This is a genomic window from Brevibacterium pigmentatum (assembly GCF_011617465.1).
Taxonomy (GTDB): Bacteria; Actinomycetota; Actinomycetes; order Actinomycetales; family Brevibacteriaceae; genus Brevibacterium; species Brevibacterium pigmentatum.
The window spans coordinates 2,138,721-2,152,935 of sequence record NZ_CP050153.1; the positions used below are offsets into that span (position 1 = coordinate 2,138,721).

The window sequence follows — 14,215 nt, forward strand, 5'->3', positions numbered from 1 at the left end:
GGGAAACATTCCCGCCGCGCTTAAGCGACTGCTGTGAGATCGACCGTGGCGACTGCTCAAAGCGCCCAACGGCCTCGCGCAACGCGAAGGTCGCAGATCACGTCGCTGGCGACGACCTTTTCGACTTTCGCGTTGACCGAGAGCCCAGCGGCCTCAGTTCTGGCGGTCCCGAGCCGCGCGGTTGACGGCCGAGACGACGGCCTTGAGCGAGGCCTTCGTGATGTTCGGGTGCAGTCCGGCACCCCAGACGACGCGGTCCTCGACGGCGAGTTCGACATACGCCGCGGCGTTGGTGTCCGCGCCGGAGCCGATGGCGTGCTCGGAATAGTCCTGAAGGCGGACGTCGACGTCGAACTGCTCGATGAGGATCTTCACCAGCGCATCGATCGGGCCGTTGCCGCGGCCTTCGTAGGTGCGTTCCTGACCGTCGACGATGAGGTCGACCTCGATGCGCTCCGCGGACGAGCCGGCACCATCGACGTTGCCCGACTCGGTGCGCAGGCCGACGATCTGGAAGCGACCCCAAGCCGTCTCCGGGTCGTCGGAGGGCAGGTACTCGTAGTTGAAGATGCGGCGGATCTCCTCGCTGGTGACCTCACCGCCGGCTTCGGTGTGCTGCTGCACGGCGCGGGAGAATTCGACCTGCATGCGACGCGGCAGGTCGAGTCCGTGCTCGCTCTTGAGCAGGTAGGTCACTCCGCCCTTGCCGGACTGCGAGTTCACGCGGATGATCGCCTCGTAGGAGCGGCCGAGGTCCTTCGGGTCGACCGGCAGGTAGGGCATGTCCCATTCCATGAGGTCGACCGGAGTGCCCTGCGCGTTCGCCTTCTTCTCACGATCGGCGAAGGCCTTGTTGATCGCATCCTGGTGCGAACCCGAGAACGACGTGAAGACGAGGTCGCCGCCGTAGGGGTGACGTTCGTGGACGCCGATCTGGTTGCATTCGGTGACAGTGTGGATGACTTCGTCGATATCGGAGAAGTCGAGCTCCGGGTCCACGCCCTGCGTGTACAGGTTGAGGGCGACGGTGACGAGGTCGAGGTTGCCGGTGCGCTCACCGTTGCCGAACAGGCAGCCTTCGATGCGGTCGGCTCCGGCCATCATTCCCAGCTCCGCTGCGGCCACGCCGGTGCCCCGGTCATTGTGCGGGTGCAGGGACACGGCCACCTCGTCGCGGTAGGGCATATTGCGGCAGAACCATTCGATCTGGTCCGCATAGGTGTTCGGTGTGCCGCGTTCGACGGTGGCGGGCAGGTTGACGACGGTTTCCCGGCCGGCGGCAGGCTGCCACATGTCGAGGACGCTGCCGACGATGTCGAGGGCGAACTCGGGTTCCGTGTCGACGAAGATCTCCGGCGAGTACTGGTAGCCGAAGTCCGCGTCGGACAGCATCGTCTCGGCGTGCTTCATCACGGCCTGGGTGCCCTGCAGGGCGATATCGCGAGTCTGATCGAAGCCGTCACCGTCGAAGCCGAAGACGACTTTGCGGAAGACCGGCGCGGTCGCGTTGTAGAGATGCACGGTGGGCTTCTTCGCGCCGACGAGGGATTCGACGGTGCGTTCGATGAGATCCTCACGAGCCTGCGTGAGCACGGAGATGCGGACGTCATCGGGGATCGCGTCCTGTTCGATGATCTCGCGGACGAAGTCGAAGTCGACCTGGCTGGCGGCCGGGAATCCGACCTCGATCTCCTTGAAGCCGAGCTTGACGAGCAGGTCGAACATCTTACGTTTGCGGTCCGGTGTCATCGGATCGATGAGCGCCTGGTTGCCGTCGCGCAGGTCGGTACTCAGCCACCGCGGCGCCTTGGTGATGATCTGGTCCGGCCAGGTGCGATCGCGCATATCGAGGGCGATGCGGTCCTGGAACGACTTGTATTTGCCGAACGGCATGGGAGAAGGCTTCTGCAGTTTCATTGTTCCTCTAACTTAAGTTTCTCAACGCTTGACCAGCATACGAGGACTCCGCGACGAGCGTGCTGTCCGTTCAGGACTCGTCGCGGCAAGGAAGGAGGAGGAACCTGAATGCCACACAGCCACCGTAGTCCCCCTTCCGCGTTGCGTCCGAATCCAGTCCACATCCTAAGATCGCCGAGGCGGCTCCGCCCGGATCGGGCTCGATCCGTCCGGTCCGGGCAGGGTCCCCCGATCTCAAGGACGCCGCCCGGTTCTAAGGACGCCGCCCGAGCCGTGCCCGTCGGCCTACTTGAGGAAGTCGACCGAGGCGCGGCGGACGTTGAATCCGACCCCGGTGTCGTCGGACTTGCAGGTCATGCCCTCTTCGCTGGAGGTGCAGGTCATCCCCGCGGCGGAGATGGAGTCCCCGTATCCGAGGACGCGGGCCGGACCGTTGCTCGCGGGCGCGTCGGCACAGGAGAATCCCGCACCTTCCTTGTTCGCCACGACGATCGAGCCCCAGTTGTCGAGCTTGCAGTCCTCGGGCTTCTGCGGTGGAGAGTATTCATAGTCCTTGATCACGCAGCGCGCGCGTTCGGAATCGATGGTGCAGGCGATGTTGCCGGACGGGGAGGTGAAGGTCTCCTCGGCGACGGGTGCCTTCGAACTGCCCGAATCGGACGGCTCGGGGTCGTCGGTCTGTCCGATCGACGGTTCGTCGGTGGGCCCGACGGTGGTGGTGTCGTCGCCCTGGGTGGAGTCCCAGACGATGTAACCGACGATACCGAGGGCGAGGATGAGCGCGATGGCCGCGAGCACCCACAGCCACGCGGGGACCTTCTTCGTATCATTTCGCCGACCATAAGGGTCGTGTGGGCCGCCGGGATTCCCCGGTCCGCCGGGGCCTCCCGGCCCTCCTGGTCCGCCGGGTCCTCCGGGTCCGGCAGGGCCGCTCTGCCCATAGCCGGCGGCATATCCGGCTGGTGCGGCAGCGTAAGCGGGAACGTGGCCGGCCTGTCCGTATCCGGGGCCGCCGGAGTGACCCGTGCCGGGCTGAGCGTAATCGGGTCCCGCCGGCGACTGCACCGGTCCGGCCGCCTGCGGTTGAGATGCTGGGGCCTGACCGGCGGCACCGAACTCTCCACCCCACTGCCCCTGGTGCGGGTGAGGATCTCCCTGATGCGGGTGCGATTCGGGCTGCTGCGAATGCGGCTCGGCCTGGTGCGCGTCAGCAGGCACCGGCTGCGAGCCGGGCAGCGGGTTCCACTGCTTCGGAGCCGAGGGAGCCTCGGCGGCGGCGATATCGTCGGAGTTCACCTTGCGCGGCGCGGCCGGCAGCCCTCCGGTCTGATATCCATCGGCGGCGGCCAGTCCGCGCAGCTCTTCGAGGCTGAGCACCTCGGTGGCATCGGTGCCGTCGGATTCGACCATCGACCGCAGCCTCTGCAGTTCTGCGGGAGTGAGTGCTTGGGTGGAGCCATCAGCGGCCGCGGACTCATCGTCGCCGATGAACAACTGGGTTGTGATCGACTCCGGAGACTCCTCGGCCGGCTTCCGACGCCCGGGGCGCGGAGGATGGTTCGGCACAGGTGGAATGCTCATGGAGTCATTTTCGCATAGTCGCTACCGGCGAGTTCTCATGCTTCGTGAGATAATGACTTCATGTCCGATGGAGTCCTCCGGCGCGCGGGAGTGCCCGCGCTTCTCGCCTGCGCTCTGCTGGTGACCGCCTGCGGGGCCGAGGCCGACGACGGCACGGACGATTCCTCGGCGGCCGAATCCGCCGGTTTCGCCGCTCCGGCACAGCAGACGGGTTTCGGTGATTTCGCAGCCCCGGCCCAGGATTCCCCCACCGGAGCCGTCTCCGCATCGACGACATCCGATCAGTCCGGCACCGAGGCGACCGGCCCGGCCCATCCCGTCCCTGTCCCCGGTCTGACGAAGGAGTATACGGACCAGATTCCGGCAGAGACCTCGCAGGTCCTCGTCGCGACCTCGCCGTCGGCCGACTCCGAGAAGTCGAGTCTGAGCTTCTATGAGTTCACGGACAAGAAGTGGAAGAAGCTCAAGACCTTCGACACCCACAACGGCTCCAAGGGGTGGCTGAAGGATCGCCGTGAGGGCGACAAGACCACCCCGATCGGAGTGTTCACGCTCAGCGACGCCGGCGGCTTCAAGGCGAACCCGGGCACCGATCTGCCGTATACCCAGGACGATCGTCTGCCCTCCTCGGCGACGCTGGCCTACGGGGAAGACTACGAATCGGTCTTCGACTACATCATCGCCATCGACTACAACCGCAAGCCCGGCACCCCGCCGACGGACAAGACCCGACCGATGGGCTGGGACAAGGGCGGCGGAATCTGGCTGCACCTCGACCACGACTCGGGCACGAACGGCTGCGTCACCCTCGACGAGGCGGACCTCAAGTGGATCATGCGCACCATCGATCCCGACGCCCACCCGCGCATTGCCATGGGCCCGGCCCCCGAACTGAAGAAATAGCAGAGCCGAAGAAGCAGAAGAGCAGGAGCCCGTGCGCCGACTCATCATCTCCCTCGTCCAGTCGATCAACGGATCCTTCGCCGAAGACGGCTGGTCGACCGGAGTGTCCACGGACGCTGATTTCCGGCGCTTCCTCGCTCTGCGCCGTAATGCGAATGCGATCATCATCGACCGTCGGACCGCGCTGAATCCGCAGCTGCCCGTCATCAACGCTGTCGGCAAGACGCTCGAGCACACGCCCGTGTATGTGCTCACCGAGTCCGATCCGACGGCCCTGCAGAGCGAGCTCGACGCTCGCGGACTCGACTACCGTGCTCAGCATTTCAGTGCGGACACCGTCACCGAGGTGGCCGCCTCACTCCCGACGGCTGCGTCCCCCCAATCGCGAAAGTCCCCAGAGCCGGCACCATCGGACGACGTAGTGCTGCTGTGCGAATCAGGTCCGAATCTCGCGTTCCGGCTGCTCGAGCACTATCCGGGCGCGGAACTGCATCTGAGCGTGAGCCCGCGCTATATCCGCACGCCCGGCAGTCATTTCTCCGGGCTCGAGGCGAAGATCGATCTGGACCTCATCGACGTCTGCACCGAGGACGGCCAGGTCTTCCTCCGCTACCGCCGCGCCTGAGCACGAGACTCAGCCGTCTTATTTCTCAGCGTTTGCGTGGATCTCCGTGCTCACGTCGAAGCGTTCGGGTGAGTGCAGGATCGGGGTGAGTGCTTCGGCCACCTCGGCGAGGGGAACTGTATCGACTCCCCCGGTCAGATCATTACGATCGTCGCCGCCGATGGGGGCCATGATCCGCAGCTCTCTGAAGTCCACGGTCGTCGATTCCGCCGAGGCGACCTCGATGAGCATCTTCTGCGCAGCACCGAAGACGCTGATCGCCCCGGACCCGGTGAGCGCCTCGACGCTGGCGACTCCATTGAGGGCGAGATGGACGAACCGGGTGGGCGCCGGTTCTGCAGACGTTGCACTGTCAGTGGACGAATCGGCTGAGCGCTCAGACGTGCCGCCTCCTTCCGACCGATCATCGGCCAGGGACTGCGAGATCGCACAGGCGGTGAAGTGTCCGCGCAGATAGGAGTCGTAGTCCGCATCGAACTTCTCCAGACCTCGGTCGAGCACCGGTTCGTCGATGTACCACCCGCCGATGGCGGCGATGACGGCATCGACCGGGGGCAGGTCAGCGGAGGCGAGCGCCGAGGTGACGGCTTCCGGTTCGTCCACCCAGTCCGGCACGATCACCGGTTCGTACGCCGTCTCCGTTTCCGGGCGACGACGCACGATCCCGGTGACCGTGTGGTGCTGACTGAGCAGTCGGGCGAGACCGGCTCCGACGTGGCCGGAGGCGCCGAAGAGGAGGATGTGCATGACGGCAGTCTATGCTCCCCGCTCTTCAGCGTCCTATCTCCGCAAGCGCACCTCCGCAGAGGAACACGCGACTATTTGCGGATATAGACCTTGATGCCGGTCTTCTTCGTGTAGGTCATGTATCCGCGTTCGAAGTTCTGGCGTTTGACGCCGTTCTTCACGGTCCGGTCCGACTTGGGCAGTCCGAGCTTGCTGCGTTCGGTTCCCATCTTCTTCCACTTCGTGAGGAAGCCGCCGTAGATGACGTCGCTGCCCGTCTGCGGCGACCAGGTGATCATTCCGGAGCGGAAATTCTGGTACCGAGCACTCTTCCGGTGTTTGAACGTCTTCTTGTCGCTGCTGGGGAACCCGAGAACGCCCTTCTCGTACTTCACTCGCTTGTAGGCGACGCGGATCTGGCCCTTGGTCAGGAAGTGCGCACCGGTGGATTTCGACCAGTACACGGTGCCTTTGGCGAACGTCTGGTAGGCACCGTTCGGGTTCTTCAGCTTCTTCTCCGGGCCGACCGGTTTGCCGGTCTTCGCCACGTTCTTCTGGTAGTACGTACCGATTGCGCCCTTCGTCGGGTACGTCTTCGGTTTCGGTGCCGGGCTCTTGACGGGGGCCTTCGTCGGAGGTGGGGACAGTTCCGGCATCAGTGCTTTGGCTCCCGAGCGGATGCTGCCGAGCTTGTTGTAGAACGCGAGTCCCGGGCATTCGGTGTAACTGGTGTCCCGGTGTCCGGCGACGACGTTGAGGCTGACTTTCTTGCCCAGAGCAAACTTGCTCGTGCCGCCCCCGCCGGAGGTCAAGGTCATCTTCCCCGTGGGGTTGAAGCCGTACTGTCCGGCTTTCCACGCGACGAGGCGCTTGACTGAGGTCTGTGCGGCCGAATTCGGGGCCGCCGAGGAATAGGTGCCGAGCACGCTGATGCCGATGGTCCAGGAATTGAACCCGGAGGCGTGAGCTCCGGTCACTGCCTTGTCGAGGCTGCCGGCACGGCCCTCGTACATGGTGCCGTATTTGTCGACGAGGAAGTTGTACCCGAGGTCGCACCACCCGCGGTTCTGCGTGTGGTAAGCGAGGTAGCCGCGGATGATCGCCGGTGCCTGTGCTTTCGAGTACGAGTTCGAACCCGCTGTGTGGTGGATGAACACGCCCTTGGCCGACGACGTCTTGTCCGTGGCGCAGCGGACGAGCTTCTCATCGGCTCCCCACTGTTTGCGGGTGACGATCTTGGCCCGCAGGTCCTTAGCCGAGATCTGTGCGTTGAGGGCCGGTCCCGTGGCCGAATGGGTGCCCACTCCCCCAGCGGACTTCGCGACCTGCGCGTCGGCCTTGGTGACCGCAGTGGACACCTGGGTGATTCGCAGATCATCGGTATCGGCCTGTGGGTCGGCGGCCCGGACTTCAACGGCATCGGAGTCGAGCACCGGCAACGCCACGGACTGTGACTGGTGTGAGGCAGCAGGGATCTGAGCTGCTTCTGCGGAAGAGAGGTCCGGCCCGCCTTCGTCGTCCGTGGGCAGGGTCTCCCATGCCGACCAACCGTTCCCATCGCGGGTGCGGATCTCCAAGTCGGGGTCGTCCCCCTCCCAAGTGGCGCCGACGATTGTGACGTCCGAGGAATCCAGTGGAAGCGTTGTGACCTCGTCGGTCTGAGCATCGACGGTCGTCTCGGCCGGAATGCCGTCGGCGGCAGAAGCGCCGGGCGTGTTCGTGGGAGTTTCCGGTGCGGCGGCGAGCGCTGGTCCCGTTAGGGTCGCAGTGAGGAGAATTCCGGTGAGTGCCGAGGCGAGGAATGGCAACGGTTTCATCAGTTATGGTCCTTGAGGTCGTCCATGACCAAGTGAGCGTTCTTCTCACTGGATGGGGCCGAATTACGGGCACCCAGTGTGACCGCAGGAATATCGTAAGGTGATTCTCAGACTTTTGGAAGTGGGTACTTCAGCAGATGGCCGATCGCCGCGAATTGACGCGCCTCGAGGCTGTCCTCGACGCCTTCGCCGACAGACTGCTCCCCCGCGTCCCCGCCGGGATCCGAGAGTTCCTCGCCTTCGGAATCAAACAGGCGTGGGCGTGTCTCTTCGGTGCTCTCATGCTCGCCGCGATCGTCGCCACCGCTTGGCTCTACCCCGATGACGCGGCCATCGCCCGCAACGACTTCCTCGTCATCCTCGCCGTACTCATCCAGATCGGCATGCTCGTCGCTCGACTCGAGACCGGTCGCGAGCTCATCGTCATCATCGTCTTCCACATCGTCGGCACCGGAATGGAGATCTTCAAGACCGCCGTGGGTTCATGGAACTACGCCCCCGGCGGGGTCCTCCACATCGGCGCGGTACCGCTGTTCACCGGGTTCATGTACGCCGCCGTCGGCTCCTATATCGTCCGCGTGTACCGACTCTTCGACTTGCGGTTCAGCCATTACCCGCCGAGGTGGCTGACCGTGATCTTCGCCGCTGCCATCTACATCAACTTCTTCACCCACCACTTCATCGTCGACCTCCGACTGCTCCTCGTCGCAGCCACCGTGATCGTCTTCTTCCGCTGCCGCATGTACTTCCATATCCACCGCAGAACACTGACCATGCCGGTGCTGCTGGCCTTCGTCCTCGTCGCTTTCTTCATCTGGGTGGCCGAGAACATCGGGACCGCGGCCGGGGCCTGGCTGTACCCGAGTCAGGACGACGGCTGGCACCTGGTGCCGCTGACGAAGCTGGTGGCGTGGTTCCTGCTCATGATGATCTCCGTCGTTCTCGTGACTTTTGTCCACAGACCCAGGCCTCCTGACACCTATACTTGCTGAGAACCGAAACATTCAGGACAGCCGAAGGAGACTCATGGCGGCACCCGATGCGCAGAATGAGAAAGAATCGAGCGCATTGCTCAAGGTGCTCCGCCCATCCAGCGGTTCCAACCTGTCGGTCAGTGCACGTGTGCTGCTGCGCGTCGTCGCCGCAGTCCTCGTGCTTGCTCTCATCCTCGCCCTCGTCGGACTGTTCCTCGTCCGTCGGTCCTTCCCGACCACCGATGGTGAGATCTCACTGTCGGGGCTCGACGCGCCGGTCACCGTCCACCGTGACGAATCGGGCGTTCCCACCATCGAGGCCGAAACCGCCCACGACCTGTTCCTCGCCCAAGGATTCGTCCACGCTCAGGACAGGTTCTGGGAGATGGACTTCCGCCGGCATGTCACCTCGGGACGGCTCTCCGAGCTGTTCGGCAAATCCCAGCTGGGCACCGACACCTTCATCCGCACACTCGGCTGGCGGAAGGTCGCCGAACAGGAAGTGAAGAAGCTCGACAATACGAGCCTGGGCTACTACGAGGCCTACGCAGACGGTGTCAACGCCTACCTCAAGGACAAGTCCCCCACCGAGCTGTCCCTCGAATACGCCGTCCTCGGCCTGGAGTCCGGCAGCACCGAGGTCGAGAAATGGACCCCGGTCGACAGCGTCGCCTGGCTCAAGGCCATGGCCTGGGACCTGCGCTCGAACCTCGAAGACGAGATCGACCGGTCGATCCTCAGCTCGGAGCTCACCGACGAGCAGATGAGCGACCTCTACCCGGACTACCCGTACGCCACCCGGCCGACGATCCTCGGCGGCAAAGCCGGTGAGAAGGCCCCGAAGGACCGCACCGGTGACGACGTCGACAACCAGCCCCCCGGCAACGATTCGGCGCGAACCGAGGAACCGGCACAGCCCGACGACCAGGCCGATGCCGGCGGTTCCGTCACCGGGACGCGCCCCTCCGGGAGCACCGACACCGAGGCTGCACCCCCGACCGATGATCTCCTCGAACTGCGCAACACCGTCTCCTCCCTGCCGCCGATGCTCGGCCAGAACAGTGACGACATCGGGTCGAACTCGTGGGTGATCTCCGGGGAGCACACGAGCACCGGTCGACCGCTGCTGTCCAATGACCCGCACCTCGCCCCGGCGATGCCCTCGGTCTGGTATCAGGTGGGCCTGCGATGCAAGAAGGTCACCGATGAGTGCCCCTTCGACGTCACCGGGTTCTCCTTCTCCGGCCTGCCGGGCGTCGTCATCGGGCACAATCAGTCGATCGCCTGGGGGCTGACGAACCTCGGAGCCGATGTCACCGACCTCGTGGTGGAGAAGATCCGCGATGGGAAGGTCATCCACGACGACGGTGACGAACCGCTGCAGGTCCGCAAGGAGACGATCGAGGTCGCCGGTGAGGACTCGCGTGAGATCACCATCCGCTCCACCCGCAACGGTCCGCTGGTGTCGAAGCTTGACGGCACCTACCGCAAGGTGCTCGACTCGACGACCGGAGCGGATTCTCAAGATCCGAAGTCCGGACCGGCCGAGGAGCACTACGGGCTCGCCCTCGACTGGACGGCCCTGCGCCCGGGCAATACCGCCTCGGCGGTGTTCGCCATCAACAAGGCCACGAACTGGCAGGAATTCCGGCATGCGGCGTCCCTGTTCGACGTCCCCTCGCAGAACCTCGTCTACGCCGATGTCGCCGGCAATATCGGCTACCAGGCCCCCGGGATGATCCCACGCCGCGGAAAGGCCGACGGCAGCGTGCCCCGCCGAGGATGGAAGTCCGAGGAGGATTGGCAGGGCTGGCTCGACTTCGAGGATCTGCCGCACCTGTACAACCCCGAGCGCGGGTGGATCGTCACCGCGAACAATCCCGTCGCCGCCCCCGGTGAGACCGTGGATCTGGGTGAGGACTTCGACTACGGAGATCGTGCCCGACGCATTACGAAGCGCATCAAGGACGCCGTCGCCGAGGGGCGGAAGCTGCGACCGACGGACATGGCGGAGATCCAGGACGACAACCAGAATCCGTTCGCCGCGAAGCTCGTGCCCGAAGCGGTGAAGATCCACTCCCACGGGGACGAGGACATCCTCGAGGCGAAGAAGCTGCTCAAGCAGTGGAACGGCTTCGATTCCGCCAGCAGCGCCGGGGCCGCCTACTTCAATGTGCTCACGAAGACGCTGCTCGAGCAGACGATCAGCTCGAAGCTGCCCGAAGGCGTGTCCCCCGGCGGCGGTTCACGCTGGTACCTCGTGCTCTCGGAGATGCTCGAGGACCCGAATTCGCCGTGGTGGTCCGGTGACGGCGTCGAAGGCCGCGAAGAGGCCCTGCGCAAAGCCATGAAGTCGGCGTGGGAAGAGACGGAGGACCTGCTGGGACCCGAGCCCGTGACGTGGCGGTGGGGAATTCTGCACCGGCTGACGATCCGCAACGCCAGCCTCGGCGAATCCGGGATCACACCGGTGGAGAAGCTGTTCAACCGCGGTCCCTATGAGGTCTCCGGCGGTTCGGGCGTCGTCCATGCCACCGGATGGGACGCCTCGGTCGGCTACGAGACGAACTGGGTGCCGTCGATGCGGCAGACGGTCGATCTGTCGAACTTCGACGCCTCGAACTGGATCAACCTCACGGGTGCATCGGGGCATGCCTTCCACCCGCACTACGACGATCAGACGAATGACTGGGCCGCCAATGTCAATCGTCCCTGGCCGTATTCGAAGCAGGCCGTGGAAGCGGCGGCGGAGGACACACTCAGGCTCGAACCCTGAGGGCAGGGCTTCAGTCCTTGGGCAGGATCTTCGCCTCGAGGAAGTTCGCGACATCGTCTTCCCAGCGCACCGGGTCGATGTTCCATTCCTTCGTGTGATGGGCCTTGCTGTACGAGGGCATCGTCACCAGGTCCCGCCTGACCCCCGCCAGGGCATGGGAGGGACCGGAGGGGACGAATTCGTCGTCATCGGAGTGGATGAGCAGCACGGGCACATCGAGTTCGGCGGCACGGGTCACCCAGTCCATGCGGTCGAGGTCGAGCGGGGTCTCCAGTCCGGTGATCGGCCGCGCCCACGGCTGTGTGATCATTTCGAGCGTGAGCTTGGCGACCGGCGTCGGCAGCAGGTTCTTCTTCGCCTGACCATCGAGCACATTCACCCAGTCGACGACGGGCCCGTCGAGGACCAGCGAGGTCACGAATCGGCGGTTGCGTCCGCGGGAAGCCGCCTGCAGGGCGATGGCCCCGCCCATCGACCAGCCGAAGAGGACGACGTTCTTCGCCCCACGTGAGACGGCGTAGTCGATGGCCGCGTCGACGTCGATCCATTCGGTATCGCCGAGGCCGTAGCGCGATGTGGTCTCCACCCGCACTTCGGCGTCGTTGCGGTAGGACATGGCGATCGCGGGCACACCGAGGGTGTTGAGCACGGGTGCGGCACGCAGACCTTCGGCGCGGGTGCTGGCGCGGCCGTGGATGAGGATCGCCCAGGTGTCCTGCGGCTCCGGATGATCGGTCGGCAGCAGCCATGCGGGCAGGCTGCCGGCATCGGAGCGGATCTCGATGTCGTCGAAGTTCACGCCGGCCGCGATCGGATCGGGGTAGACGATGCCGGTCCAGCGTCCTCGCCAGGCCCGGCGGATATCACCGCGGGTGACGGACAGGATCTCTCGGGAGACGGTGCGCGAGCGCGGATCGTACTCGACGATGTCGCCGATCACCGCGTGTCCCGACCCCTGATTGAAGTAGAGGCCGTAGGTGCCGGGCACCGTGGTCTCCTCATCGGCAGGCAGATGGATGCGCATATTCGGCGGAAAGCCGTCGATGTGCAGGATGTCGAGTTCTTCCGGCGCATTCTCCGGGACCACAATCCTGCGGGCGAAGTAGGCGGCCAGCCCCGACGATGCCACAGAGATGAGGGCACCGAGCCCGGCGCCGACACCGATACCGGCGGCAAGCAGTCGAGCGGGGAACTTCGTGTCGCGGACCATGAAAACCTCCTGTGTTCATTGTTGCCTACGGAATGATCAGGCACCAAACGCTGTTGTGGGGAATGAGCGAGTGCCTCTCGCTGTTGCGATCAGCAGAGGCGGAGACCGATTCCTCCTCGCCGCACACACCGTCATGGACAGATACCGGAGGTCACGATGACTCAGTCATCAGATATCAACGCTGGAACTTCGACGAACGAGGGGGCCGTGGCAGAGGAGATCCGCTGGCAGGACGTGCTCACTCCCGAGGAGTTCGCAGTGCTGCGCCAGGGCGCGACAGAACGTCCCTTCACCGGTGAATACAACGATGAGACGGCTGCCGGGATGTATCAGTGTCGAGCCTGCGGAGCCGACCTGTTCCCCTCGGACACGAAGTTCGCCTCGCACTGCGGATGGCCGTCGTTCTACGCGCCTCTGGCCGAAGACCGGGTCCGCTACATCCGCGACACCTCCATGGGCATGGAACGCGTCGAGGTCCGCTGCGCGAACTGCGATTCGCATATGGGCCACGTCTTCTCGGGCGAGGGCTACGGCACACCCACCGACCAGCGCTACTGCATCAACTCGATCTCCCTGAAGCTCAACACCGACGCTTCGGACAGCTGAGGTGGCGACGGACTCTCGGACAGCGCCTCAGACCGTCGAGGCGACCGAACCGGTCGTCAAGACCTTCGACCAGATGCTGCCTGCAGAGCTCTACGGAATTCTGCAGCTGCGCTCCCGCGCCTTCGTCGTCGAACAGGAATGCGTCTTCCTCGACGCCGATGGAGTCGATACCCTGCCCGAGACGCTGCACTTCTTCTACCCGAGGTCCGCGACGGCGATGTCGGACACACACGGGGCCGAGCACGGACGCGACCTTGCACCCTGGGCCTACGCCAGGCTGCTGCCGGCCGATGTCCCCGACGGACCGGCCGCCCGACCCGGAGCGCGCAGCATCAGTCGTGTCGCCACCCATCCCGATGCCCGTGGACAGGGCTGGAGCCGCCGACTGCTCACCGATATCGTCGGCGCCTGGTCGGACTCGCCGCTGACCCTCAATGCGCAGTCGCATCTCGAAGGACTCTACGGATCCTTCGGCTTCGCACCCAACGGGCCTCGCTTCGACGAGGACGGCCTCGAGCACACCCCGATGGAGCGCCCCGCGGGCTGACCTCATTTCTGTTCTGCCTCGGCGGGCTGAGCTCAGCTCGCGCCGGCCTCGGCGGCGTCGACGGAGGCGATGATCTTCTGCATCACCGCATGCAGTTCGCGCACTTCGTCGACGTCCATGCCGAGCTTGGCCATCATCGTCCCGGGAATCGCCTCGGCGGTCTTCCGCAGGTCACGGCCGGTGTCGGTGAGGGTGACTTCGACGATCCGTTCGTCGCTGTCACTGCGCGTCTTCGTCACATAGCCCAGCGCTTCGAGGCGTTTGACCAGCGGCGACACGGTCGCAGGTTCGAGACGCAGCAGTCGAGCGATCTCGCGCATCGGCAGCTTCGCATGCTGCCACAGCGCAAGCATGACCAGGTACTGCGGATGGGTCAGACCGATCGGTTCGAGCACGGACCGGTAGGCGCCGATCACCCCACGTGAGGCCACGGCCAGGGCGAAGCAGATCTGGCTCTCGAGCGCCAGCGGATTGTCCATCTGCTCCGTCGAACCCTCTGATTCCAGCATCGTGTCTCGTCGATCCTCCGCGTC

12 protein-coding genes are annotated in these 14,215 nt (G+C 64.9%); 6 read left to right on the forward strand and 6 right to left on the reverse strand.

Features of this window, described 5'->3' with window-relative positions:
• Positions 1–153 precede the first annotated feature (153 nt).
• Together leuA and GUY30_RS09740 are read right to left on the reverse strand one after the other, a co-directional pair.
• Entirely contained in the window at positions 154–1,917 is a 1,764-nt protein-coding gene (gene leuA / locus GUY30_RS09735; RefSeq protein WP_167196781.1) for a 2-isopropylmalate synthase, read from the reverse strand.
• A gap of 285 nt (positions 1,918–2,202) precedes the next feature.
• Positions 2,203–3,498 (reverse strand): DUF6636 domain-containing protein, encoded by a 1,296-nt coding sequence (locus GUY30_RS09740; protein ID WP_167193007.1) that lies wholly within the window; start codon positions 3,496–3,498, stop codon positions 2,203–2,205.
• A gap of 60 nt (positions 3,499–3,558) precedes the next feature.
• Here GUY30_RS09740 and GUY30_RS09745 point away from each other — a divergent pair, with 60 nt between their 5' ends.
• Positions 3,559–4,401, forward strand: coding sequence for a L,D-transpeptidase family protein (locus tag GUY30_RS09745; RefSeq protein WP_167196784.1), 843 nt, complete (start codon positions 3,559–3,561; stop codon positions 4,399–4,401).
• Between the two features lie 31 nt (positions 4,402–4,432).
• Positions 4,433–5,026, forward strand: coding sequence for a hypothetical protein (locus GUY30_RS09750; RefSeq protein ID WP_167196787.1), 594 nt, complete (start codon positions 4,433–4,435; stop codon positions 5,024–5,026).
• An 18-nt stretch (positions 5,027–5,044) separates the two neighbouring features.
• Here the strand turns inward: GUY30_RS09750 and GUY30_RS09755 are convergent, their stop codons facing one another.
• Positions 5,045–5,773, reverse strand: coding sequence for an NAD(P)-dependent oxidoreductase (locus GUY30_RS09755; RefSeq protein ID WP_167196790.1), 729 nt, complete (start codon positions 5,771–5,773; stop codon positions 5,045–5,047).
• Positions 5,774–5,844: 71 nt separating this feature from the next.
• Positions 5,845–7,569, reverse strand: a complete 1,725-nt coding sequence (locus tag GUY30_RS09760) for an N-acetylmuramoyl-L-alanine amidase (RefSeq protein WP_167196793.1) — start codon at positions 7,567–7,569, stop codon at positions 5,845–5,847.
• Between the two features lie 137 nt (positions 7,570–7,706).
• Between GUY30_RS09760 and GUY30_RS09765 the strand changes: the two genes are divergently transcribed.
• Together GUY30_RS09765 and GUY30_RS09770 are read left to right on the forward strand one after the other, a co-directional pair.
• The gene (locus GUY30_RS09765) at positions 7,707–8,561 is read left to right on the forward strand and encodes a DUF817 domain-containing protein (RefSeq protein WP_167196796.1); all 855 of its coding nucleotides are present in this window, start codon (positions 7,707–7,709) and stop codon (positions 8,559–8,561) included.
• Between the two features lie 34 nt (positions 8,562–8,595).
• Positions 8,596–11,319, forward strand: a complete 2,724-nt coding sequence (locus tag GUY30_RS09770) for a penicillin acylase family protein (RefSeq protein ID WP_167196799.1) — start codon at positions 8,596–8,598, stop codon at positions 11,317–11,319.
• Positions 11,320–11,329: 10 nt separating this feature from the next.
• Here GUY30_RS09770 and GUY30_RS09775 read toward each other — a convergent pair whose 3' ends face one another.
• A complete protein-coding gene (locus GUY30_RS09775) occupies positions 11,330–12,529 on the reverse strand; it encodes an alpha/beta hydrolase family protein (RefSeq protein WP_167196801.1) in 1,200 nt (399 codons plus the stop codon).
• Positions 12,530–12,685: 156 nt separating this feature from the next.
• Here GUY30_RS09775 and msrB point away from each other — a divergent pair, with 156 nt between their 5' ends.
• Both msrB and GUY30_RS09785 read left to right on the forward strand, forming a co-directional pair.
• Complete coding sequence (gene msrB, locus GUY30_RS09780; protein WP_167196804.1) at positions 12,686–13,135, forward strand: peptide-methionine (R)-S-oxide reductase MsrB; 450 nt, start codon at positions 12,686–12,688, stop codon at positions 13,133–13,135.
• 1 nt (position 13,136) lies between these two features.
• Positions 13,137–13,682, forward strand: a complete 546-nt coding sequence (locus GUY30_RS09785; RefSeq protein ID WP_228281221.1) for a GNAT family N-acetyltransferase — start codon at positions 13,137–13,139, stop codon at positions 13,680–13,682.
• Between the two features lie 32 nt (positions 13,683–13,714).
• On the opposite strand, the gene GUY30_RS09790 is transcribed toward GUY30_RS09785, so the two are convergent.
• Positions 13,715–14,191, reverse strand: a complete 477-nt coding sequence (locus GUY30_RS09790) for a MarR family winged helix-turn-helix transcriptional regulator (RefSeq protein ID WP_167196807.1) — start codon at positions 14,189–14,191, stop codon at positions 13,715–13,717.
• Positions 14,192–14,215 lie beyond the last annotated feature (24 nt).